Below are 23,508 nucleotides of genomic sequence, written 5' to 3' on the forward strand. Positions count from 1 at the left end.
AATGCACTCCTATAGGAGTGCATTTTTTATATGCTCACCAATCCATCCGAAACAAGCGCGTCTTCCGACGGCTATAAAACAGTCCTCTTTATACTCGCTATGTTACCGGCTATCCGGAAGCCCTGCCGTTTTGAGCTTATTCTCCATATTTTCCCGGTGTTTTTGCCGCCGCATGACAATATGTCGTACTGTAATTTCCAACACTTCCACTACCATACCCGTACTGTATTCAATTTCTTCTTGAATAACCTGTTTCATCCGGACCATCTCTTTTTTATTTCCACTCCATAATATACACTTACTTGTACCGTTACCATAATGCCGTTGCGCTCGGAGTGCTTACGTTTGTCAATATGAACTTTATGCACTGCGGCAATGAACGATAATTGTTGTACGCAATGGCGAACCAGTTCAGCCGGAACGGTATTGGCAAAACTCAATGTTCCGTAGTAGCTGAATAACGGGCGCACGACCGAACGTTCTACAGCTTTACGTCCATTACGGCCTTGCCACCAAGAACGCACGGGATCCAACAAATACCCGCGAAAATGGGGGCGTAATTCCAGCACCGGTACAGGAATAATATGTTTTCCTTCTTCTTTTCGCAAGCGCTGTGCTTCCGCAATATCCGCCGCACACGATACGTCCGTAATGGAAATAAAGGAAAGCGGAGACGGCAGCTGTAAATTTTCACAAATGCGCTGTACCATATGTGCCGATGTGCCTAAAATAAGCAATCCCGCCGGCTGAATTTTTTCTATAGCCTGTCGCACTTGTGCGCGATGCACGGGATCCAAAAAAATCGCCCGTCGTACAGCCTGCATGCGATTGGTTTCTTCTTTTGCCGAAATACCGGCAATAATCCGATTGTGATAAATTAACAGCCCGTCATCAAGTAAACAATTCAAGTGTTGTTCATAGGCCACCACCAAAGCATGATGACTTTTTCCCGTACCGCTGGGGCCTATTAATCCCATAATTTTCATGCGTTGCTCCTCTGTCGGGCTTGTAAAAATGCTTCAATTTGCCCGCTTTCCACCGTAAATCCGCCGACATTTTCAGGAAATCTTCCTTTTGTTCCATGGTAATCGGAACCGCCGGTCATCAAAAAATGATGTCCGCAAGCCAGCTTTTCATAGGTGTCAAAATACCCTCGCTGTTTGGGATGATATACTTCCATACCGTCAAACGGATATTGCAATACGGCCTCCAATCCGTCCGCAATCAACCCGGGATGCGCTAAAACGGCCATACCGCCGGCCTGATGAATGAGTTGAATGCAGGCGGCAATGCTTTCCCGTTCATACGGCACATAGGCAGGGGCGCCACGATGCAAGATGGCATGAAAGACTTCCCCCACTTCTGTAAAATACCCTTTTTCGATTAACAACCGCGCTATATGCGGTCTGCCGACAGAACCTTTTTTCGCCAAAAGTGCTTCAAAAGCCTGTGCATCCAAGGTATATCCCAAGTCCAAACACCGCTGAAACATCCGCCGTGCCCGTATTTTTCGTCGCTGTGAATAGTCCCGGCAATAGGATTGTAAGGCTTGATTTCGCACATCAATATCATACCCGAGAATATGTACATCCTCCTCGCCATACCGAGAGCTCATTTCAATCGCCCGAATCACTTCCACCTCCTGCGACCGGGTATAACCGCTTACATGAGCTTCTACCGTATCATGATCGGTAATAGCCAACATGCGAATATTCGCCTGTGCGGCCCGCCGTATCAACTCTTGCGGCGTGTACACGCCGTCGGAACAAGTCGTATGCATATGTAAATCAACCTTCACTGCGCCCTCCTCGTAATACTTCCAAAATCGCTTTAACCCCTACACCGGTTGCCCCGTAATACCCGGTTTCATCCGGCGTTTCTTGAAATGCCGTACCGGCAATATCCAAATGAAGCCACGGCACCGAAGGATGCACGAAATGTTTTAAAAACATGCCGGCAGTAATCGCGCCGGCCTCCCGTCCGCCGGTATTTTTCAGATCCGCAACCCGACTTTGTAAGGCTTTATCATACGCCGCATCGGACGGCAATTGCCAAATTTTTTCATGATTTTTTTCGGCAATGCGGAAAAACGTATTCATCCATTCCTGCTGATTTCCTATCATACCCGTACGAACCGTGCCCAATGCCGTAACGCATGCCCCGGTCAAAGTTGCCAAGTCAATAAGTTTCGTGGCGCCTTTTTCTTGCGCATACGTTAACGCATCCGCCAAAATCAGCCGCCCTTCGGCGTCGGTATTTTTAACTTCTACGGTCAGTCCGTTATACATGGTAATAATATCATCCACATGATACGCCATGCCGGACGGAATATTTTCCACCAGCGGCAATACGGCCACAATATTGACCGGGTATTTCAGCAGCATAAGCGCCCGCAGAACCCCGACCACCGTCGCCGCACCGGCCATATCGTCTTTCATAAATTCCTGATTCGCCGCACTTTTAAGGGATAACCCGCCGCTGTCATAAGTCACCCCTTTGCCGACCAAACCCAATACCTCTTTACTTTCCGCATCTCCTTCATAATATACGGTCACTACTTGAGGCGGATTCATACTCCCCTTGCCGACAGCAATAATCCCGCCCATTTGCAACTTTTCCACCGCCCATTTATTCATGCATGCTACACGTGCGGTATCGCCTTGTAACAACTCGCTTATAGCATCGGCAAATTTTCGCGGCGTCAATTCATTGGGAGGCATATTGACAAAATCACGCGCCGCATAAATCCCTTCATACATAGAAGAATATTTATAACACAACGAATTTACTTCTTTTACCCTTAAGCAAGCGGTAATCAGATTCACGCTGCCGACTGTACAAGATTTTTTTGTTTTTTATAATGAATAAATTCATAATTCTGATACAACAAACCGTCCAACAACGATTCCAACTTCATCGTCAACGTATCCACATACACAGCCAATTCTTTACAACCGACTTTCATAGCCGCCGCCATTATATGACGCGCCGTCATGTACGCTGCAAAATCGTCGGCTTGTCCCTCTTTCTCCTGTCCCACAAGAAAATACGTCTTCATACGCCCTTCTATGCAACATTGCATACCGGTGACGGCACCGTACGTCAGTACGTCTTCCCTTTGTTGCACATACGCTTTAATTTGCGTCGCCGCCGCAGCCGGTACACAGGCGGCCCATTTCATTCGTTTGTCCACCCCTATGACCCACGTATCCATAGTATTATTGCCATTACATGTAAACATTCATTAATCTCCCCTTATTTCTCCTCGCCATATACAACACCGTTTTTCTTTCATTATACTAGTACGCCCCTGCTAAAATCAAGAATACCTCTCTGCCAACGCCTTCCCCCGTGCGCCAAATCGTATTCCTGTCGGGCCGTCCGCCGGACATCGTTACCGGCAAAAAAGGCACGGTAATGTTCTCTTACCGTGCCTTCCTGTTTAATCGAACGCCCCGATTAGCTGTTTCGCCCGTATAATTTCCGCCTCTGTCGGCGGTACTACTGCCGACAACGTGTACGGAAGCTGCAATTTTTCCCATTTCACCGTTCCCATCGTATGATACGGTAATATTTCCACCCGCTTTACTGTATGCAGCGTATAAATGAAATCATGTAAGGCCGTCAGATTTTCTTTTGTATCCGTCCATCCCGGAACCAATACATGGCGAATCCACATCGCATGACCGTGCTTTGATAAATACCGCGCCATGTCATGAATATTTTTATTCGTCTGTCCCGTCAGCTTTTGATGTTTTTGTTCATTCATTTCTTTTAAATCCAACATAAATAAGTCGGTCACTTCGCACACTTTTTTAAATTTTGAAAAAAACGGTTCCGCCGTTGTAAAAGGATTGCCGGCCGTATCCAACACCGTATGAATCCCCCGTTCTTTGGCCAAGGTAAACAATTCTCGCACAAAATCCAATTGCAGCAACGGCTCACCGCCGCTAACCGTAATGCCGCCGCCGTTTTTCCAATACGTACGATACCGCAACGCCTCTCGTAGTATATCCGACGCATATTGCAAGGTATACGACGAATATTTCCCCTCTTGCCAAGTTTCCGGATTATGACAATATCGACATCGCATACGACACCCTTGTAAAAATACAATAAAGCGAACGCCCGGGCCGTCTACGGCGCCGAAGGATTCAGTCGCATAAATTTTTCCCGGATACGTATTCATCATCTCCCTAACCTCCCCCGTTATCAGCTCCGACTATACGTATGTTGAAAAAAAACGACTCCGGAGATTCCGGAGTCGCCGGCTTTACTTACCTTTTTTCATGGAACGTCCGTGCAATAACATCCAACTGTTGTTCTTTGGTCAACGAAATAAATTTAACGGCATAGCCGGATACACGAATCGTAAAATTTGCATATTCCGGTTTTTCCGGATGTTCCATGGCATCCAATAATTTTTCTTTTCCGAAAATATTAACATTTAAGTGATGAGCGCCCTGATCGAAGTAACCGTCCAATACATGTACCAAATTTTCCGCCCGTTCTTCTTCATTATGTCCCAACGCTTCCGGAATAATGGACTGCGTATTGGAAATACCGTCCAACGCCCAAGTATACGGCAATTTTGCCACCGAGTTCAACGAGGCCATTAACCCTTTTTCTTCGGCTCCGTAACTGGGATTCGCACCGGGAGCGAAGGGTTTCCACGCCCGACGACCGTCCGGCAAGTTTCCTGTAAATTTGCCGTATACCACATTCGACGTAATCGTAAGAATCGAAGTGGTTGCTTCCGAATCGCGATACGTATGCCGTTTACGAATATCATCCATAAATTCCCGCAAAACAGCTACACCGATTTCATCGGCACGATCATCATCATTCCCGTATTTCGGAAAATCGCCTTCAACTTGGAAGTCTTCCGCTAAGCCCTTATCGTTGCGGATAACTTTAACTTTCGCATACTTAATCGCCGACAACGAGTCGATAACATGCGAGAACCCTGCAATCCCGGTGGCAAAGGTACGACGAAGTTTCGTATCCAACAAGGCCATTTCCGCAGCTTCATAATAATATTTATCATGCATATAATGGATGGTATTCAAAACGTTGACATACAATCCTGCCAACCAATCCAACATGAGTTTATATTTATGTACGACTTCATCATAATCCAAGTATTCCGAAGTAATCGGCGCCAATTCCGGACCTGCTTGTATTCCGAATTTTTCATCCACGCCGCCGTTAATCGCATATAACAACGCTTTTGCCAAGTTGGCGCGGGCGCCGAAGAACTGCATTTCTTTCCCCGTCTGGGTCGCCGATACGCAACAGCAGATAGAATAGTCATCGCCCCAAACCGGCTTCATGACATCATCATTTTCATACTGAATGGAGCTCGTCAGATCCGAAATATGTGCCGCATATTTCTTAAACGGATGCGGCAACTGCGACGAATACAGTACCGTAAGATTCGGTTCCGGAGCCGGTCCCATATTTTCCAGCGTGTGGAGGAAACGATAATCCGTCTTGGTTACCATAGAACGGCCGTCCATGCCGATGCCGGCCATTTCCAAGGTAGCCCAAATGGGATCGCCCGAGAATAATTCATTGTACGAGCGGATGCGGGCGAATTTGACAATCCGAAATTTCAGCGTCAAGTGGTCAATCAATTCTTGTGCTTCCTGTTCCGTAAGCTTGCCGGCCGCCAAATCGCGTTCCATATAAATATCCAGGAACGTCGAAATACGACCTACCGACATAGCCGCGCCGTTTTGCGTCTTAATGGCCGCCAAATACCCGAAGTATAGCCACTGTACGGCTTCCCGCGCATTGGTTGCCGGTTTGGAAATATCGTAGCCGTAAATGTTGGCCAATTCTTTCATTTGCTTCAACGCTTTAATCTGTTCGGCGATTTCTTCCCGCAAACGAATGACATTATCCGTCATAATCCCGTCATCATTATACTCTTTATCCCGTTCCTTCCAGGCAATGAGCTGATCAATCCCGTATAACGCCACCCGACGATAATCGCCGACAATTCTGCCGCGTGCATACGCATCGGGAAGCCCCGTAATGATATGGGTGTGCCGAGCCTGCAACATTTCCTTAGTATACGCATCAAAAACCGCTTCATTGTGTGTTTTATGATATTCCGTAAACACCTTATGCAGTTCCGGATTCAATTTGTAATTGTACATTTCCAAGGCTTCTTCCGCCATTTTAATGCCGCCGTACGGCATGAATGCACGTTTCAACGGTTCATCCGTCTGCAAGCCGACTACTTTTTCCAACTCTTTCATTTGCGGATCAATATAGCCGGGGCCATACGCCGTAATAGAGGAAACGATTTCCGTTTCTTCTTTTAACACGCCGCCGTGTTCCCGTTCCGCTTTTTGATATTCCTGAACCTTGCCCCACAATATATCGGTGGCCTCTGTAGGCGCTTGTAAAAACCGTTCGTCACCTTCATACGGCTGATAATTATTTTGAATAAAATCCCGAACATTACACTCTTCTCGCCAAAGTCTTCCTGTAAAACCTTCCCATCCTTTGTTTTCCAACACCATCAACACCATCCTTTGTCACGAAGTCACGCACATCCTGATGCGACAACAGTTTTTCCCTCCTGATTTAAAACCGCTGTCATACGGCCTCGTATTCCCCCTGACAAAGTCCCGGTAACAGCTATAGGCAACCTGTATTCCCGAGTGTATACCGATTCCTCCTCCTTCGTATGCTGTCGCTTAACGCATCTTTTCCATACGCTAATCTCATATACATGATACCACGTCCTCTTTATAATTAAAAGGTTAAGTTGTTTATTATCTTATATTTTTATGTAATAGTCAGTTGTTTCCATATATCTTATACTCATATGTAAAAATATCGAATCCCCCCGCTGTCGCTCCTCTGCCGACATCGGGGGGATTCCTGTTACCATACATATTATTTATTTTTTTCCAATGCTTCCTGTAACGTATGCCATGCCAATACGGCACATTTTACCCGTGCCGGCATATTCGATATGTTTTTTAAAGCAATGGCATCTTCCAATTCTTCCAACGTGTCTTCATCCGTAACTTCCCGTTTAATCATATCCAAGAAGAGCTTCACCAATCGCAAGGCTTCGGATACGGATTTTTCTTTAATTAAATCAATCATAATATCCGCAGAAGCCTGACTGATCGCACAGCCTTGCCCCGTATATGCCGCATCTTGAATCATCCCGTTTGCCACCTTTACCTGCAAAGTAATATCATCCCCGCAGCTCGGATTATGTCCGTGTTCGTGAATATTGGCATCCGCTAAAGAATGTTTATTTTCTTGACACTGATTGTGTTCCAGAATAATATCCGAATACAATTCATTCATATTTTCCATGGCCGTCCACTCACTCCTCAGTCTTTATATCCCATTTGTTTACGCACCAGCGGTAACTTTTCTAAGAAGTAATCGACTTCTTCTTCTGTATTATAAATATAAAAGCTGGCTCGATTGGACGCCTCTATCCCTAAATGAGCCCCCAACGGCTGCGCACAATGATGACCGGAACGCACGGCAATGCCGAAACTGTCCAAAATCGTAGCCGCATCGTGCGGATGAACGCCGTCAATCGTAAAGGAAATGACCCCCGTTTTTTCCGATGCATCCGTAGATCCGATCAGATGAATATGGGGAATCTTTTGCATACCCGTCAAACAGCGTGCCGTCAAAACGTGTTCATGCCGTTCAATTTCTTCCATCCCCAAGTCTTCCAGATATTCAATAGCCGCTTTCAAAGCCACCGCGCCTTCCACATTCTGTGAACCGGCTTCAAACTTATAAGGAAGGACATTATAGGTCGTCTGTTGTTCCGCCACATACTCAATCATATCGCCGCCCAAGAGAAACGGTTCCATATCTTCCAATAAAGCTTTTTTGCCGTATAAGACACCCGTGCCGGCGGAACCGCACATCTTGTGCCCGGAAAACACATAAAAATCACAATCCATATCCTGTACATCCGTTTTCATGTGCGGTGTCGATTGTGCACCGTCCACGACGGCAACCGCCCCCACAGCATGCGCTTTGGCCACCAACTCTTTTACCGGTCGTTTCATTCCGTATACATTGCTGACAGCGGCAAAGGCTACAATTTTCGTATGTTCATCAATTTTTTCCAAATCTTCCGGAGTAAAATGTCCTGCTTCGTCCAAGTACATATATACCAATTCCGCTCCCGTTTCGGCACATACCCGTTGCCACGTTACCAAATTCGAGTGATGTTCGGAAATGGGGATAACAATTTTATCCCCTTTTTGCAAATGTGTTTCCCCATAACTGCGTGCAATAAGATTTAATGCTTCCGTAGTATTGCGCACAAATATAATCTCATCGACCGACGGCGCATGAATAAATCGCTGAACGGCCAAGCGGGCTTCATCATACAAGGTCCCTGCTTCGACCGAGAGAATATGCGCACCTCTGTGCGGATTACCGTTATGATACTCCAACAACTCCACAATGGCATGAATAACCTGCAACGGTTTCTGCGTGGTAGCGGCGTTATCAAAATACACAATTTGATGACCGTTATGAACCTTTTTTAAAATGGGAAAATCATTTCGCACATTACGCATTGAGCTCACCTTTCTTGTAGCAGATTTGCATTTTGTCTCGTACAGACTGCAACGCTTTTTCTTCCATTTCGGCATCGCCTAATTTGTCAATAATAGGTCGTACATTCGATTCTACCAATATTAATTGTGCTCCCGCTTCATCAAACCCGCGGCTCATTAAATAAAATAACATGTCTTTATCAATTTGTCCGGCACTGGAAGCATGATTGCCTACCACATCATCTTCTTTGCACAGCAACAAAGGAATGGAAATCGAATGTACAGTAGGACTCAACAACAGGCATACATCCGATTCCGAACCGAACGCTTTCTTACCGCCGCGCAAAAAGTCAATCGTGCCGCGGAAATACTTTTTCGCCGTTTCCATCAAGGCACCCGTATTGAGTATATCCGTCTTTGTTTTCACGCCCGCTGTAGGCACAACATAGGAAAAGTCGAAAAGTTGTTTTCCCGCTCCGATATACGTGCTGTAAATATTACATTCGCCTTCGTCCTTTGCCAAATCGCCTTTATAATATACCAATACTTCTTTACCGCCTAAATCGACACTGTCAAATTCCACATACGCCTGTTGCTCCGGTTTCGCCAAGCGATGATCAATATGACGCACCCGATCACCGTGCAGTTGCAATTTGCTGACCTTGACCTTGGCTCCGACAGCGGCTTCAATATACTGAAACAGATTGACTTCACCGTCTTCCGCATCGCCGTCAAACGTAATAAATACATTTAATTCACTGTGTGCGCCGGCCTTAACATACAATTGGCCGTGAATCTGCGGCGACTTGTCATCCACCGTATAATGCAGCCATACGGATCCTTTTTTCTGCGCTCCTATGGTCACTTGACAACCTGTATTGTGTTGATGCAGAGCTAACTCCATAACACGGGGATTCGCTCCTTCAAAATCCGAAAAAGAAGGAATGCGATTTTCTTTATAAAAGTCGACCTGCACTTCTTCCGTATGCCGTTCCGGCACTTCCACATGCGTCGTCGCCACCGAAGGCAAGGTAGCCAATTCCAAATGATTGACTTTCATCCAGCGAAACGTAGGACGCGGGAGCTGGTTATATTCTTCTTTTTGTAACATCTGAATTCCCCTCCCCGTTACATGGAACCTTTCAGTTCCAAATTAATCAAATTATTCATTTCGACTGCATATTCCAAAGGCAACGCTTTAGAAACGGGTTCCACAAAACCGCGTACCAACATGGCACGTGCTTCATCTTCACTCAACCCGCGACTCATAAGATAAAAAATCGCTTCATCGGAAATTCTGCCGATCTTCGCTTCATGCCCCAAATCAATGTTATCCGTATCCACAACAATTGCCGGAATCGTATCGGACTGCGAAGCTTCATCCAGCATCAACGATTCGCAACTGACAGTTGCCTTCGATCCTTCCGCATTCTTTTTCACAACCACGCTGCCGCGATAAATGCAAACCCCGCCGTCTTTAGAAATAGACTTGGAATTGATATTGCTGGTCGTACGCGGCGCATTATGAATAACTTTGGAACCGGTATCCAAATATTGCCCCTTCCCGGCAAACGTTACCCCGGTAAATTCACAATGAGCGCCTTCTCCGTTCAAAATACTCATAGGATATAAACACGATGTATGCGACCCGAAAGAGCCGGTAACCCAATTAATCGTGCCGTTTTTCCCTACAATAGCGCGTTTCGTGTTTAAATTGTACATATTCTTGGACCAGTTTTCAATGGTCGAATACGTCAAGGTCGCATCATCGCCGATAAACAATTCCACACAGCCGGCATGCAAATTGGCAACGTTATATTTCGGGGCGCTGCAGCCTTCAATAAAATGTACTTTCGCACCCTTTTCCACAATAATCAGCGTATGTTCAAATTGACCCGCTCCCGGAGCATTTAAGCGAAAATAACTTTGCAACGGAATTTCCACATCTACCCCTTCCGGCACATACACATAAGAACCGCCCGACCATACAGCCCCATGCAAAGCGGCAAATTTGTGATCTGTCGGCGGCACAAGTTTCATAAAATGACGCCGCACATTGTCTTCATACTGCTTTAACGCCGTATCAAAATCGGTATAAATAACCCCTTGCTTGACTAGATCTTCTTGAATACTGTGATACACAACTTCCGAATCGTACTGTGCCCCGACACCTGCCAAGGACGTTTTTTCCGCTTCCGGAATTCCCAATCGATCAAACGTATCCTTTATATCTTCCGGGACATCATTCCAATTGGCCTTCATATTGGCATCCGGACGTACATACGTGACAATATTATCCATATCCAATTCGCTGATATCCGGTCCCCAATCGGGATAGTCTATTTTATAAAAAAGTTCCAGTGATTTTAACCGAAACTGCAACATCCATTCCGGTTCCTCTTTTTTTTCAGAAATTTCCCGTACAATATCCGGCGTTAAGCCGGCATCTGTTTTATAAGAATACTTAAAATCTTTACGAAAATTATACATATTGCCCATATCGGACAATGATTGTATTTTTTCACGTTCTTCTTCCAGTTCTTTCGTATCCGCCATAGTTCTTCCGCCTCCTATTTTGCTTTTGTTTTATAGGCATCGTAGCCGTTGGCTTCAATTTCCTTAATTAACGAAGCGTCGCCGGTTTTCACAATCCGCCCGTCAATCAGAATATGAACAAAATCGGGTTTCAATTTTTGCAAAATTTCACTGTGGTGCGTAATAACTAAAATGGAATTTTCCGCATTATGATACTGTGCCACCGTTTCCGATACAATACGTACCGCATCCACATCCAGCCCCGAATCGATTTCATCCAGCATGGTCAGCTTCGGTTCCAGCATACACATTTGCAAAATTTCCGCTTTTTTCCGTTCACCGCCGGAAAAACCGTCATTCACATAGCGTTGTGCATACGACCGATTCATGGACAACGCATCCATTTGCTTATGCAATTTTTTGCGGAACGGCATGATCCGCTGCGTTTCCCCCGTAATCGTGCCTTTGGCATTACGAATAAAATTTTCCACCGATATCCCTTGCACGGCAATAGGCGCCTGAAAAGCCATAAAAATTCCGTCTTTAGCTCGTTCATTCACCGGTTCCGCCGTAATATCTTTTCCTTCAAAGAAAATATGTCCGGCCGTGACAACATAATTAGGGTTTCCCATCACCGCATTAAATAACGTCGATTTGCCGGCACCGTTAGACCCCATGATAACGTGAATTTCTCCGGTTCGAACGGTTAAATCGAGACCTTTGAGGATTTCTTTGCCTTCCACAGCAATTTTTAATCCTTCTACTCTTAATAATTCACTCATGTCTATTCACTCCTACATACTATATTTCAAAATTATCAAAATAATCTATACCTTTTGACTACACTTAGAGTACTCCAACTCTTTCATAAAGTCAACCGAATTACGACGATTTATTTTTTTATTTTTCATTTTCTTGACCGCGCTTCCATCCCTATTCTATGCAAAAAGACGGCCTTTTCGACGATAATCTTTCTCAATTTATTCGTCTCGGCCGTCTCTCACTAGTCTTCCCTATTTTGTGAAGAATATCGTTCTCTCATTTTTTTATATTGCGGAGTCGCTTTCCATATTTCCAAAAGCACCGCCAAAATAGCCAACACCATTAACACCACCGGCTTCCATTGGAAGCCTTCCTTATATATGGCATACGCTAAATAGCACAGCACTACAGCCCATAAAAATTGCTTTAATTTTTTCATGACTGCTTTCGCTCCTTTCGCGCTTCCGCTTCCTGCCGTTTCATCGCCAACGTTGCCTGTATATACATGGCGCACTCAATCCGTTTTTTCTGTATTTTACAACTCAATTCAAAGGGCGTTTCAATATTACCGCCATACTTGATATTATTGGCATGGCACCCGCCGCTGCAGAAAAATTTCGCCCAACATGCACAGCACCGTTCTTTATTCAGCACATGCGTATCCCGAAAAACAGGAGGCAGTACGTCATTCGTAATGCCGTCATACACATTCCCCAAAATATATTCCTCTTGCCCGACAAATTGGTGGCACGGATAAATATTGCCGTCCGGCGTCACACACATATATTCATGACCGGCGCCGCAACCTCGCAAACGTTTGGCAATACACGGGCCGCGATATAAATCCATAATAAAGTGGTAATAAATAATAGGATGCCCGCTAAAATAACGCTGTAAATAAAAAGCCGTCAAGCGATCATATTCTTCATAAATCCGCGGTAAATCTTCTTCCGTAATGGCATAGGAGGCTTCATCCCCTACAACCGGCTCCATGGACAACCCGTCAAAGCCCAAATCGGCCATATGCGCGACATCTTCGGTAAAATCCAAGTTATATTTGGTAAACGTACCGCGCACATAATACTCTTCTCCCCGGCGATGAGCAACGGCATACGCCAGATTTTCCGCACATTTTTTATACGAACCGCCGCCGCCGGCACAGGGACGCATGCGATCATGGACTTCCGGACGGCCGTCCAAACTCAAAATCAAGCTGATATGATTGTCCGTTAAAAACCGTACTTTTTCCGGATCCAACAACATACCGTTCGTCGTTAAGGATAACTTAAATACTTTGTTATGCTTTTTTTCCTGTTCACGAATATACGCAATGGTCTGCTTAACGACCCCGAAATTCATCAACGGTTCCCCGCCGAAAAAGTCAATTTCACAATGTTGACGTTTTCCTTCCGTACTGCGAATCAACAAATCGACAGCATGCTTGGCCACATCAAAACTCATTAATTCCCGCTTATGCGTATCATAGTCCCCTTGCGAAGCAAAACAATACTGACACCGTAAATTACAGTCATGAGCAATATTCAAACATAACGATTTGACAATCGGCCGTTCCTTAGCTACCACTTCAAAAGATTGACACATAGGAGCAAACAGGAGTTCTTCTTTAATTAATTCATCCAGCTCTTCCAAGGTTTCTCCCAACTCTTGTGTACCGTATGTATCGGCAAAAGCCCGATAAACAGCCTCTTTATTCGTTCCGTCATACACGTCTAAAACATCATATGTCATTTTATCAATCACATTAATAATACCGCTGTTGACATCCAATAACATATACGTGCCGTTTTGACAATATTTATGAATCATCGGTTTAATTATTCCCGCCATAGTTCCTCCCCACAAAAAAAGAATACCCTTTACCGCAAGGTAAAGGGTGTCTCCCTAACAAAAGTTATTTATTGCAGACCTGATTGCCTACGGTGCAGGAAGTTTTACAAGCGGACTGGCAGGATGTCTGGCATTCGCTGCAACCTGCATGCTGAGCCGTTTTCTGAATCGATTCCGTATTGATCGTAATAATATGCTTGGCCATTGTTCGTTCACCTCACTGTTAAAACTGTCTGTATTATACCATAATTTTCTTTTTCCTACAACCTGCGTCCATCATAAAAAGTACCGTATCCGTTTATTTTGTCTTTTCAAAACACGCGTTTTCCTTACGTTCCTTCTCGCGGTGTCAACTTACGTAAAATCGACATATCCACCTGATTAATATCAGTCACACCGGTAATCAGCATAGCATCGCAAAGTTCACGATATAAATTTTTTAAATATATTTTAACTCCTTCCCGGCCGCCGCCGATCGCCGCAATGGCCAAAGGACGACCGATCAGCACGGCATCGGCTCCGAGAGCCAACATTTTTAAAACGTCTTCGCCGTGTCGTACGCCGCCGTCTACGAAAATATGAATCTGCCCTTTCACGGCCGCCGCAATTTCCGGCAATACATCCGCCGTCCCGGCCATACCGTCCAATGCGCGTCCGCCGTGATTGCTGACCACAATAGCGGCCACTCCGGCATCCACACAGATTTGCGCTTCCTGCGGCGACATAATCCCTTTGACAATAAACGGCAACGACGAAGCCTTGACCATCGCCTCAATACTTTCCGGACTCTTCGGTTCCACTGGCTGCCCCAATAACCGCATATTAATCAGCGTTGCCGCATCAATATCACACGCCACGGCCAAAGCGCCTGCCGCCACGGCGCGCCAAATCCGCGTAATAATCGCCGCATCGTCACGCGGTTTGATCGTCGGAATCACGGTATCCGCAAAACGTCCGGCCATATCGATTCCCGCCTGATACACAAAAGGCAAGCCGCCGTCTCCCGTACAGGCCGCCAGACCGCAATCGGCGGCACCGCCGCAAATCGCTTCCACATATTCATACTCCCGTTCTTCTTCATTCTCCGTCCAACCGCAATTCAGCGCAATTGCTCCCAACGGCGCCGCTAAAACGGGAAAAGCGAACGTTTTATCAAACAGAGTGACTTCCGTTTTCGGCTCCAACGTGCCGCCCATGCTGTTCATCACCAAACCGTACGCAGCCAACGCCTCTATATTGCGTTGAAAAGACCGCCCCGTTCGCATGCCTCCGAATCCCGGGATCTTACCGCTGCACACTCTGCCGTCACACTGGGGACAGACATGGCATCCTTTTTGTTGTTGCCGTGCACGTCGACGAATTTCCATCATATCCATACTGAACCCTCCTACTCTCAATCCTAAAACTTACACTTGTTCATTTTATTGTATCAAAGGGATTTTTCTCTGTCTATGAAGATACGAATATATGCAATACCGCTATTATCCTTACCGAATCATTCGTAAAAAGAAAGCTTACCGCACAAAAAAAGAGGGCTATACATGCCCTCTTTCACACAAACTGACAAAGGTACCGTCCCCGATAATAATATGGTCCAACACGGGAATGCCCATAATTTCACCGGCTTTCACTATTTGTTTTGTCAAGAGTATATCCTCCCGACTCGGCTCCGGATCACCGCTCGGATGATTATGTACCAACACTACCGATGCGGCATTATACTGCATGGCCAACCGAAACACATCCCGTGCCCGTGCCAAACTGGCATTCAACGTGCCGACCGATAAAGTTTGCACCGTAATCAGCCGATTTTTAACCGATAAAAAAACGACCGCAAACCGTTCTTGTAATGCCGTACGCATATCTTCCATGACATACTCGGCAATCGCTTGCGGCGTACTGAAATCCGGCGCCTGCTGCTTTACCCGCTGTTTGGCAATACGCCGTCCCAACTCCACCGCCGCGCACAACGTAATCGCCTTATCTTGACCGATGCCCCGAATCCGGCACAAATCAGCCACAGAACTTTCCCCCAAATAGTAAATATTTTCTTGCGGCAACTGTCGCAATACGGCATCGGCAAGCTCCAATACGGACAGCCCCCGCGTGCCCGTGCGCAATAAAATAGCCAACAAATCCCGCTCCGTAACGCCCGCCGTCCCATGACGGACAAATTTTTCACGCGGTAAATCACACGTAAGCGACTGACGCAACAGCGTACTCATACAATCACCCGCACCGCTTTCAACGCTTCATACACTTCTGCCAGCGGCAAGCCCACCACATTCGTGTATGACCCGTGAATTGCCGCTACAAACGCCGCCGCCTTGCCTTGAATCCCATAGGCGCCGGCTTTATCCGACGGTTCCCCCGTAGCCGCATACGCCGCGATCTCCGCAGCCGACAACTCCCGAAACCGCACCTGTGTTTCCACTACTTTCTGCAACCGCTCTTCCTGTCGTTGCAGGACAATCGCCGTAAAGACCCGGTGCGTACGACCCGATAACCGTCGTAACATCGCCTCGGCCTGTGCCGCATCCTGAGGTTTTCCCAAAATATCGCCGTCCAGCGCCACCACCGTATCGGCTCCCAACACCCACATATCCGGATGCTTTACCGCCACACTCTGCGTCTTTCCCAGTGCCTGTCGCAAACAAAACGCCGCCGCATCGCCGTGTTGCGGCTTTTCTTCTTTATATGAACCGGGTTCGACCATAAACGTAATCCCCAAAAATTTTAACAATTCCCGCCGTCTTGGCGATCCCGATGCTAAAAGCAACACTGCTCATCCCTCCTATCGCACACGGCGCACCAGCAACCATGCCGCAATAATGCCCGCAATACTGAGTATATTCGGCGCAAACCGAATGCCGAAATGAAATTCCAATACATATAGATTGACGGCAATATTTTCAATATCAAAAATTTCATAATGCCGGGTCAATAAAGGCATCACATTTCCCACGCTTGCCGCCGACAGGGCATCTCCCAAAATGCCGCCCGCTATACCGCCGCCCACTAAAAAAATAATGCACCAAAACACACCCATGGATGCTGCTCGTTTCATTTCCCTGCCTCCTGCTTTTATTATACGGAAGAACCGTACGCGCTACAACCGAAACTCGTAAAAAAGACCGGATTCCTCATGTTGACGTCAGAAAAAGGAATATCCGGTCTTTTTTTCATCATATATTCATCTTATATGCCCTATTTCTTTTGCATCTTCGCCCATGTATCCCGTAAGCCGACCGTCCGATTCACCACCGGGTGATCCGGCGTCGTATCCGGATCCATGACAAAATAGCCTTGCCGTAAAAATTGGAACGAATCCCCCGCCCGGAACTGTTGAATGTAACGTTCCGCTTTACTGTGATAAACCTGCAAACTGTCCGGGTTGATTTGCGACATAAAATCTTTCCCTTCGTCTTCCGCCGCATCCCGGGTCAAATAGTCGTACACTCTGGTTTCTATATCCACCGCATCGGCCGCATTGACCCAATGCAAGGTTCCCTTCACTTTGCGATCCGCATGCGCACCGCTGCCGCTCTTACTTTCCGGATCATGCGTACAATGGATTTCTATAATATTACCGTCCCCATCTTTAATCACGTCTTCACACTTGATAATATACGCATATTTCAACCGTACTTCCCGTCCGGGAGCCAAGCGGAAAAATTTTTTCACCGGTTCTTCCATAAAATCCTGCCGTTCAATATACACTTCCCGACTGAAGGTTATCTGCCGGGTCCCCATGGCTTCATTTTCCTGATTATTATCCGCCGTCAATACTTCCGTCTTATGTTCCGGATAATCGGTGATCACCACCTTAATCGGATCAATAACCGCCATAATTCGCGGTGCCTTATATTTTAAATCTTGCCGAATGCAGTATTCCAATAACGCAATATCGACGACGCTGTCCGCCTTGGCTACGCCGATACGCGCACAAAAATCGCGAATAGCAGCCGGCGTATACCCGCGCCGACGAATACCCGAAATCGTCGGCATCCGCGGATCATCCCAACCGCTGACAATACCGTTTTCCACCAGCGCCCGCAATTTCCGTTTACTCGTAATCATATGCGTCACATTGAGACGGGCAAATTCAATCTGCTGCGGCTTTTGCCCTTCCGGATCCTCCCACTCTTCCAATACCCAGTTGTACAACGGACGATGTGCTTCAAATTCCAGCGTACAAATAGAATGCGTAATCCGTTCTATCGCATCCGATACAGGGTGTGCAAAATCATACATAGGATAAATGCACCAGGTCGTACCCGTACGATGATGCTTGGCATGTAAAATACGATACAGAACAGGATCGCGCATATTCAAATTGGGGCTGGCCATATCAATTTTGGCGCGCAACACCTTTTCGCCGTCCCCATATTTTCCCTCTTTCATTTCCGCAAACAAGCGTACATTTTCCTCTATCGAGCGATTGCGATACGGACTTTCCTTTCCCGGCTCATTAAACGTACCGCGATATGCGTGAATTTCCTCCCCCGACAGATCATCCACATACGCTTTGCCCGCACGAATTAATTTGACCGCATACGCATACAACGCGGGAAAATAATCGGATGCGTAAAACATGCGATCATCCCACGTGAACCCCAACCACCGCACATCTTCTTTAATCGAATTGACATACTCCACATCTTCTTTGGACGGATTCGTATCATCAAAGCGAAGATTCGTAATACCGCCGTATTTCTGTGCAATACCGAAATTCAGGCAAATGGACTTGGCATGACCGATATGCAAATAGCCGTTCGGTTCCGGCGGAAACCGTGTATGTACACGCTCGCCATACACCTGCTGCCGGTTGTCCGCTTCTATTTTAGTTTCAATAAAATTTTTTGTTTCTTCCTGTTCCATCAACGGTCTCCCCTTTGTATATGATTGTTTATTGTAGCATAAAACCGTCATTTAAACCAGTACGGACGCCTGTATTTCCCTACAGAGAAAAAAATATGCTATAATACGAATACCATTATCACCCCAATCCATTTATCGAAAAAAGGAGAAGATACACATGCGCATAAAAAAATTACTGACCTTTGAAGCGGACGGATATCGCCGGTGGGGAGTCCTGTCGGCAGATGAACAGGGAGTATACAGTGCCGATGCCCTGGAAGAAGCCTTTTTTACGCCCTTAACGGAAACCTTGAGCGAATTTATTCGGCAAGGCAACGACAGCTTGTCGGCGCTGGCCTATGCCTTGGAACAAAATGAAAAAACACAGGCTGTGTCGCCTATTCCCTTAAACCGTATTCGCATCGTATCGCCCTTACCGGAAAACGAACGCAACATCTTCTGTATCGGCAAAAACTACCCCGATCACATTGCCGAGTTTGAACGCACCGCCAAAGCCGACATTCCGGCCCATCCGGTCATTTTCACCAAAGCCGCCGCCGCCGTCATCGGCACGGAAGATACCATTCAAGCCCATGCCTCTCTGACGAAAGAGTTGGATTACGAAGGCGAATTGGCCGTAATTATCGGTAAAACCGGTGCCGATATTCCGTTGGCAGAAGCCATGGACTATGTATACGGTTTTACTATCCTCAATGATGTGACGGCCCGTGATTTACAACGTTGCCACAGCCAATGGTTTCACGGAAAAAGCTTGGACACCTTCTGTCCCATGGGACCGTATATTTTATTGCGGGATGCCGCTCCGGATCACTTCACCATTCGCACGGAAGTCAACGGTGAAATACGACAGGACGCCTCTACGAGCGAATGTATCTTCTCCATTCCGCAACTCTTGCACATCCTTTCTCAAGGTACTACCGTGCACGCCGGCGATGTTTTAGCCACCGGCACCCCGGCGGGCGTCGGCATCGGCTTTCAACCGCCTAAATTTTTAAAAGCCGGCGACACCGTTCGTATTACCATATCTTCTATCGGCACTCTCACCAATACGGTCCGCTAATCTCGTCCGCCGCCTGCGGTCCTGTGCAACGCCGCAAAAAAAGCGTGTAACCTCACCGGTTACACGCTTTTTTACTGCCTTCTCTCGGCTGCATAGCCTATTTCTTATGCTTTAACAACGCCACTTCCTGCCACAACTGCGCTTCTCGCTCTTTCATAGCGGCCATTTCCTTATCCCGTTCTTGATCCCGTGCTTTTAACACCGCCATTTCCTGTTCCCGTTGGGCATCTTTTGCCAACAACCTTGCCACTTCCTGTTGCTGTACCGCCAGTTGCCGCGCCATTTCCGCCTTAGAAGAAATGGGCAGAGAACCGCGTCCCACTTTCAAGGATACACCGGCATGAATCATATTTTGTCCGGTGCCGAAAGAACCGCCCAAAGAAACAAGCGTTTTTTCATTAGGACGATAAAACGCGCCCAAAGCCACAGCATTGGCATTCACATAATTACCGTATGCCGCCGAAATATCCCATTTCGCTTGCGGATCAAAGTCCAGCGGCTGTAAGGCCGCCAACGCCGCCGCGCCGGCTCCTACCCGATTCATCCGTTGCCCCATAGCGGTAATATGCTGTTCCATACCTTGCGTCGCTTGTTGCAGCTGATCTTCCGTAGCCGCCCGTCCCGATACGATGTGTTGCGGATCCCAGGTCTTGTTGGTCAGTCCGGTGATGGTGCAATTTTCCGCTTCGCCGTTTATCACTACGTGTCCGACGTTAATTCGACTTCCCAAGCCGACCGTATACGTCTTGCTACCGCCCGTCTGCACAGAGGGCATCACTGCTACGCCCGTCTGTACCGGGTTCACGACTACGCCCGTATGCGAATCACCTATAAGTGTAATATTGGCGTCCGTCCCGTTGCGTCCGTCTTTCCCTTTTTCACCCGGATCCCCTTTATCGCCCTTCGGGCCCGGATTTCCTTGAGGTCCTTGTTCACCCTGCGGTCCTTTAAAGTTAGGATCGTTCTTCAAACTGTCCTTATCCAACGTAACGAGCGTATATATGGTTCCATCTTTTTCAATTTTTTGTGCTTTCAACCCGTCCCCGAAATCCAAACGGATCGCACGGAGCGGCATAGTCCACTGCGTAGTACCCGGTTTGTATGTATTATTTTCCACTTTTCCGCCGGAATACATATTCATCGGCAACGTAGCCAACGCTTTCAACTGTACCACGTTGACCGCATCGGTGTCCTTGGTACCGGCGGCCACGCCCGTAATTTGACGGGTGATACCTTTTTCTTCATTACCTACGGAAAAAGCACCATAGCCACCAGCCGAACGATACGCCCCGAGAAGAAGATTCTCTTTCTGTTGCACTGCTTCTAAAGCTTGATATGCCTTAGTTAAATTTTCTTTCTTAGTTGTATCTGACACGTTTTCTTTTAAGGCTTTTTTTGCCTCTTCAACAGCCGTTTTCTTTGCGGTCATTTCCGTTTGCAAAGCGTCATATTCCGTAGTCTTACCGAGATATTCCGCTACGGCTGTACCGTCTACAAAGGCTGCTCCGTTTTTCGGATTATAACCGAATAAACCGCCTGCACGTTTTGCTGTAGACTCGCTGCCCAAAGCCACCCCGCCATCCGTACTTACGAAGGCACGATGTCCGATGGCCGTCGCCCTGCTTATATTTTTATTCAAATCCGCAATAATTAAATATTTCAACTTCGTTTCGGCATCGGAATCCGATAATCCTTGTAATTGTTCTTTAAATTTATCTTGATATGCCGCTTTTTTATCCTTATCTTTTAACATGTCCTCTACATAAAAAATAGGATAATAATCTTTCCCCTTATTAAATTTTATATTATTCAGTTTGAAATCTTCCGTCCCTACATATGCCTGAGAACCCAACGCCAAGGAAAATGCACCTAGAGCCTGACTTTTGTAACCGCCGGCAAAACTCCCTTCGACTGCTATCGTCTGATACCCTACCGCACCGGAACCGTTTTCTACCGCCGCCGCCAAGGTTCCCAAAGCCGTAGACCCGACATTCATGGCACTCGCCTGATACCCTACTGCGGCTGTAGCTTCCGCTAACGCCGCAGCTTGCGTTCCTACCGCCGTAGAATTATCACTGCTCCCCATAGCATGCGCACCGATGGCCACCGCACTTTGTCCGAAAGCATTCACATAGGTTCCCACAGCGGTAGCGTCCAACCCGGCAGCCGTAGCGGCAACCCCGATAGCCGTTGCTCGGGTTCCTGTAGCCCCGTCATTATTATAATTACTCTGCTCGCCTGTCTCTGTAGCGGAAATCGAAACATAATGTGTCAATTTCGGATCGATATACTGAGCTACCGTACCGCCTGTAACGAGATTGGCATCGTCTTTGGCCACCTTGCCGGTTCCCAACTTCTTAGCCCAGTCGGCGACGTTAATAGTATCGCCCTTCGCATCAACGGCACCGTTAATTTTATTTTGTAATGCCTCGCTCAACTTGTCCGCCGTTATGCTCTTGTCCTTCAAGTCAATCGTCACGTCCGCACCGACTGCTTTTCCGTCTCCGGTAATCGTAAGTGTCTGCGAAGTAATACTCCCCTTTTTCACCTTATCCGTCACGAACGTATCGGTTACTGTATTCGTCACGGCATTCGTAAGCGCTTGTTTTCCCTTTGCCGAAAGATTGTCCAAATCTTTATTGGCCAACGAATCTACCGCCGCAGCTACCGTGCCGCCCGTAACGAGATTGGCATCGTCTTTGGCCACCTTACCGGTGCCCAACTTCTTAGCCCAGTCGGCGACGCTAATAGTATCGCCCTTCGTATCAACGGCGCCGTTAATTTTATTTTGTAATTCGTCGCTCAACTTGTCCGCCGTTATGCTCTTGTCCTTCAGGTCAATCGTCACGTCCGCACCGACCGCTTTTCCGTCTCCGGTAATCGTAAGTGTCTGCGAAGTAATACTCCCTTTTTTCACCTTATCCGTCACGAACGTATCGGTTACTGTATTCGTCACAGCCGTATCGGCAATCTTCTCAAGCGCTTGTTTTCCCTTTGCCGAAAGATTGTCCAAATCTTTATTGGCCAACGAATCTACCGCCGCAGCTACCGTGCCGCCCGTAACGAGATTGGCATCGTCTTTGGCCACCTTACCGGTGCCCAACTTCTTAGCCCAGTCGGCAACGACAATACTATCTCCCTTCGTATCAACGGCACTATTAATTTTATTTTGTAATGCCTCACTCAACTTGTCCGCCGTAATGCTCTTGTCCTTCAGGTCAATCGTCACGTTCGCACCGACCGCTTTTCCGTCTCCGGTAATCGCAAGTGTCGTAGAAGTAATATTTCCTTTTTTCACCTTATCGGTCACGAACGTGTCGGTTACTGTATTCGTCACGGCATTAGTAAGCGCTTGTTTTCCCTTTGCCGAAAGATTGGTCAAATCCTGATTGGCCAACGAGTCTACCGCCGCAGCTACCGTGTCGCCCGTAACGAGATTGGCATCACCTTTGGCCACCTTGCCGGTTCCCAACTTCTTAGCCCAGTCGGCAACGACAATACTATCTCCCTTCGTATCAACGGCACCGTTAATTTTATTTTGTAATGCCTCACTTAACTTGTCCGCTGTAATGCTCTTATCCTTCAGGTCAATCGTCACGTCCGCACCGACCGCTTTCCCGTCTCCGGTAATCGCAAGTGTCGTAGAAGTAATATTTCCTTTTTTCACCTTATCCGTCACGAACGTGTCGGTTACCTTATTCGTCACGGCATTATCGGCAATCGTCGTAATCGCGGTTTTACCATTTGCCGAAAGATTGGTCAAATCTTTATTGACCAACGAGTCTACCGCCGCAGCTACCGTGCCGCCCGTAACGAGATTGGCATCGTCTTTGGCCACCTTACCGGTGCCCAACTTTT

At 47.0% G+C, this 23,508-nt stretch carries 22 protein-coding genes; 1 reads left to right on the plus strand and 21 read right to left on the minus strand.

The genetic code is table 11. The features are described 5' to 3' along the window. Window positions 1–102: 102 nt before the first annotated feature. The 20 genes from HMPREF1039_RS08440 to HMPREF1039_RS07125 form a co-directional block, all read right to left on the minus strand. Window positions 103–258: a hypothetical protein gene (locus tag HMPREF1039_RS08440; RefSeq protein WP_007391758.1), complete on the minus strand. Its 156-nt coding sequence runs from the start codon at window positions 256–258 to the stop codon at window positions 103–105. Next, window positions 255–986: a hypothetical protein gene (locus HMPREF1039_RS07045; RefSeq protein WP_007391769.1), complete on the minus strand. Its 732-nt coding sequence runs from the start codon at window positions 984–986 to the stop codon at window positions 255–257. Before HMPREF1039_RS07045 ends, HMPREF1039_RS08440 begins: the two co-directional genes overlap by 4 nt. Further along, on the minus strand, window positions 983–1,798 hold the full coding sequence (locus HMPREF1039_RS07050) for a PHP domain-containing protein (RefSeq protein ID WP_007391752.1): 816 nt from the start codon (window positions 1,796–1,798) through the stop codon (window positions 983–985). Before HMPREF1039_RS07050 ends, HMPREF1039_RS07045 begins: the two co-directional genes overlap by 4 nt. After that, complete coding sequence (locus HMPREF1039_RS07055; protein ID WP_235720044.1) at window positions 1,788–2,759, minus strand: leucyl aminopeptidase family protein; 972 nt, start codon at window positions 2,757–2,759, stop codon at window positions 1,788–1,790. Before HMPREF1039_RS07055 ends, HMPREF1039_RS07050 begins: the two co-directional genes overlap by 11 nt. A 62-nt stretch (window positions 2,760–2,821) precedes the next feature. Beyond that, entirely contained in the window at window positions 2,822–3,241 is a 420-nt protein-coding gene (locus HMPREF1039_RS08445; protein WP_007391754.1) for a hypothetical protein, read from the minus strand. A 201-nt stretch (window positions 3,242–3,442) separates the two neighbouring features. After that, complete coding sequence (pflA, locus tag HMPREF1039_RS07060; RefSeq protein ID WP_007391765.1) at window positions 3,443–4,192, minus strand: pyruvate formate-lyase-activating protein; 750 nt, start codon at window positions 4,190–4,192, stop codon at window positions 3,443–3,445. 85 nt (window positions 4,193–4,277) lie between these two features. Next, on the minus strand, window positions 4,278–6,533 hold the full coding sequence (pflB, locus tag HMPREF1039_RS07065) for a formate C-acetyltransferase (protein ID WP_007391761.1): 2,256 nt from the start codon (window positions 6,531–6,533) through the stop codon (window positions 4,278–4,280). A 379-nt stretch (window positions 6,534–6,912) separates the two neighbouring features. Further along, a complete protein-coding gene (gene sufU, locus HMPREF1039_RS07070; protein ID WP_007391759.1) occupies window positions 6,913–7,347 on the minus strand; it encodes a Fe-S cluster assembly sulfur transfer protein SufU in 435 nt (144 codons plus the stop codon). A gap of 17 nt (window positions 7,348–7,364) precedes the next feature. Beyond that, complete coding sequence (locus tag HMPREF1039_RS07075) at window positions 7,365–8,585, minus strand: aminotransferase class V-fold PLP-dependent enzyme (protein WP_007391770.1); 1,221 nt, start codon at window positions 8,583–8,585, stop codon at window positions 7,365–7,367. After that, entirely contained in the window at window positions 8,578–9,675 is a 1,098-nt protein-coding gene (locus HMPREF1039_RS07080) for a SufB/SufD family protein (protein ID WP_007391753.1), read from the minus strand. The genes HMPREF1039_RS07075 and HMPREF1039_RS07080 overlap by 8 nt, the downstream gene beginning before the upstream one ends. Before the next feature lie 17 nt (window positions 9,676–9,692). Next, the gene (gene sufB, locus HMPREF1039_RS07085; RefSeq protein WP_007391756.1) at window positions 9,693–11,120 is read right to left on the minus strand and encodes a Fe-S cluster assembly protein SufB; all 1,428 of its coding nucleotides are present in this window, start codon (window positions 11,118–11,120) and stop codon (window positions 9,693–9,695) included. Window positions 11,121–11,134: 14 nt separating this feature from the next. After that, window positions 11,135–11,881, minus strand: coding sequence for a Fe-S cluster assembly ATPase SufC (gene sufC, locus HMPREF1039_RS07090; protein WP_007391760.1), 747 nt, complete (start codon window positions 11,879–11,881; stop codon window positions 11,135–11,137). Window positions 11,882–12,102: 221 nt separating this feature from the next. Then, window positions 12,103–12,300 carry a hypothetical protein gene (locus HMPREF1039_RS07095; RefSeq protein ID WP_007391750.1) on the minus strand — a complete coding sequence of 66 codons (198 nt, stop codon included), beginning with the start codon at window positions 12,298–12,300 and terminating at the stop codon, window positions 12,103–12,105. Then, window positions 12,297–13,709, minus strand: a complete 1,413-nt coding sequence (gene scfB / locus HMPREF1039_RS07100; protein WP_007391762.1) for a thioether cross-link-forming SCIFF peptide maturase — start codon at window positions 13,707–13,709, stop codon at window positions 12,297–12,299. The genes HMPREF1039_RS07095 and scfB overlap by 4 nt, the downstream gene beginning before the upstream one ends. A gap of 64 nt (window positions 13,710–13,773) precedes the next feature. After that, window positions 13,774–13,914 carry a six-cysteine ranthipeptide SCIFF gene (scfA, locus tag HMPREF1039_RS07865; protein WP_062404439.1) on the minus strand — a complete coding sequence of 47 codons (141 nt, stop codon included), beginning with the start codon at window positions 13,912–13,914 and terminating at the stop codon, window positions 13,774–13,776. Window positions 13,915–14,038: 124 nt separating this feature from the next. Beyond that, entirely contained in the window at window positions 14,039–15,085 is a 1,047-nt protein-coding gene (locus tag HMPREF1039_RS07105; RefSeq protein ID WP_007391771.1) for an alpha-hydroxy-acid oxidizing protein, read from the minus strand. Window positions 15,086–15,244: 159 nt separating this feature from the next. Further along, the gene (gene radC, locus HMPREF1039_RS07110) at window positions 15,245–15,934 is read right to left on the minus strand and encodes a RadC family protein (RefSeq protein ID WP_007391766.1); all 690 of its coding nucleotides are present in this window, start codon (window positions 15,932–15,934) and stop codon (window positions 15,245–15,247) included. Then, complete coding sequence (locus HMPREF1039_RS07115) at window positions 15,931–16,491, minus strand: Maf family protein (protein WP_007391757.1); 561 nt, start codon at window positions 16,489–16,491, stop codon at window positions 15,931–15,933. Before HMPREF1039_RS07115 ends, radC begins: the two co-directional genes overlap by 4 nt. Before the next feature lie 12 nt (window positions 16,492–16,503). Further along, entirely contained in the window at window positions 16,504–16,776 is a 273-nt protein-coding gene (locus tag HMPREF1039_RS07120) for a DUF4321 domain-containing protein (protein ID WP_007391751.1), read from the minus strand. A gap of 140 nt (window positions 16,777–16,916) precedes the next feature. Beyond that, window positions 16,917–18,590 carry a glutamine--tRNA ligase/YqeY domain fusion protein gene (locus tag HMPREF1039_RS07125; protein ID WP_007391763.1) on the minus strand — a complete coding sequence of 558 codons (1,674 nt, stop codon included), beginning with the start codon at window positions 18,588–18,590 and terminating at the stop codon, window positions 16,917–16,919. A gap of 157 nt (window positions 18,591–18,747) precedes the next feature. Between HMPREF1039_RS07125 and HMPREF1039_RS07130 the strand changes: the two genes are divergently transcribed. Then, the gene (locus tag HMPREF1039_RS07130) at window positions 18,748–19,650 is read left to right on the plus strand and encodes a fumarylacetoacetate hydrolase family protein (RefSeq protein WP_007391767.1); all 903 of its coding nucleotides are present in this window, start codon (window positions 18,748–18,750) and stop codon (window positions 19,648–19,650) included. A 97-nt stretch (window positions 19,651–19,747) separates the two neighbouring features. Here HMPREF1039_RS07130 and HMPREF1039_RS08540 read toward each other — a convergent pair. Next, window positions 19,748–23,508 (minus strand): YadA-like family protein (locus HMPREF1039_RS08540; RefSeq protein WP_176603354.1); only part of this gene is annotated, 3,761 nt, incomplete at its 5' end.

It is taken from the genome of Megasphaera lornae, from assembly GCF_000214495.1.
Taxonomy (GTDB): Bacteria; Bacillota; Negativicutes; order Veillonellales; family Megasphaeraceae; genus Megasphaera; species Megasphaera lornae.

Coding starts and splice junctions, on each gene's coding strand:
- HMPREF1039_RS08440 (WP_007391758.1), bottom strand. CDS start 258: ATGAAACAGGTTATTCAAGAAGAAATTGAATACAGTACGGGTATGGTA.
- HMPREF1039_RS07045 (WP_007391769.1), bottom strand. CDS start 986: ATGAAAATTATGGGATTAATAGGCCCCAGCGGTACGGGAAAAAGTCAT.
- HMPREF1039_RS07055 (WP_235720044.1), bottom strand. CDS start 2,759: ATGTATGAAGGGATTTATGCGGCGCGTGATTTTGTCAATATGCCTCCC.
- HMPREF1039_RS08445 (WP_007391754.1), bottom strand. CDS start 3,241: ATGTTTACATGTAATGGCAATAATACTATGGATACGTGGGTCATAGGG.
- pflA (WP_007391765.1), bottom strand. CDS start 4,192: ATGATGAATACGTATCCGGGAAAAATTTATGCGACTGAATCCTTCGGC.
- pflB (WP_007391761.1), bottom strand. CDS start 6,533: ATGGTGTTGGAAAACAAAGGATGGGAAGGTTTTACAGGAAGACTTTGG.
- sufU (WP_007391759.1), bottom strand. CDS start 7,347: ATGGAAAATATGAATGAATTGTATTCGGATATTATTCTGGAACACAAT.
- HMPREF1039_RS07075 (WP_007391770.1), bottom strand. CDS start 8,585: ATGCGTAATGTGCGAAATGATTTTCCCATTTTAAAAAAGGTTCATAAC.
- HMPREF1039_RS07080 (WP_007391753.1), bottom strand. CDS start 9,675: ATGTTACAAAAAGAAGAATATAACCAGCTCCCGCGTCCTACGTTTCGC.
- sufB (WP_007391756.1), bottom strand. CDS start 11,120: ATGGCGGATACGAAAGAACTGGAAGAAGAACGTGAAAAAATACAATCA.
- sufC (WP_007391760.1), bottom strand. CDS start 11,881: ATGAGTGAATTATTAAGAGTAGAAGGATTAAAAATTGCTGTGGAAGGC.
- HMPREF1039_RS07095 (WP_007391750.1), bottom strand. CDS start 12,300: ATGAAAAAATTAAAGCAATTTTTATGGGCTGTAGTGCTGTGCTATTTA.
- scfB (WP_007391762.1), bottom strand. CDS start 13,709: ATGGCGGGAATAATTAAACCGATGATTCATAAATATTGTCAAAACGGC.
- scfA (WP_062404439.1), bottom strand. CDS start 13,914: ATGGCCAAGCATATTATTACGATCAATACGGAATCGATTCAGAAAACG.
- HMPREF1039_RS07105 (WP_007391771.1), bottom strand. CDS start 15,085: ATGGATATGATGGAAATTCGTCGACGTGCACGGCAACAACAAAAAGGA.
- radC (WP_007391766.1), bottom strand. CDS start 15,934: ATGAGTACGCTGTTGCGTCAGTCGCTTACGTGTGATTTACCGCGTGAA.
- HMPREF1039_RS07120 (WP_007391751.1), bottom strand. CDS start 16,776: ATGAAACGAGCAGCATCCATGGGTGTGTTTTGGTGCATTATTTTTTTA.
- HMPREF1039_RS07125 (WP_007391763.1), bottom strand. CDS start 18,590: ATGGAACAGGAAGAAACAAAAAATTTTATTGAAACTAAAATAGAAGCG.
- HMPREF1039_RS07130 (WP_007391767.1), top strand. CDS start 18,748: ATGCGCATAAAAAAATTACTGACCTTTGAAGCGGACGGATATCGCCGG.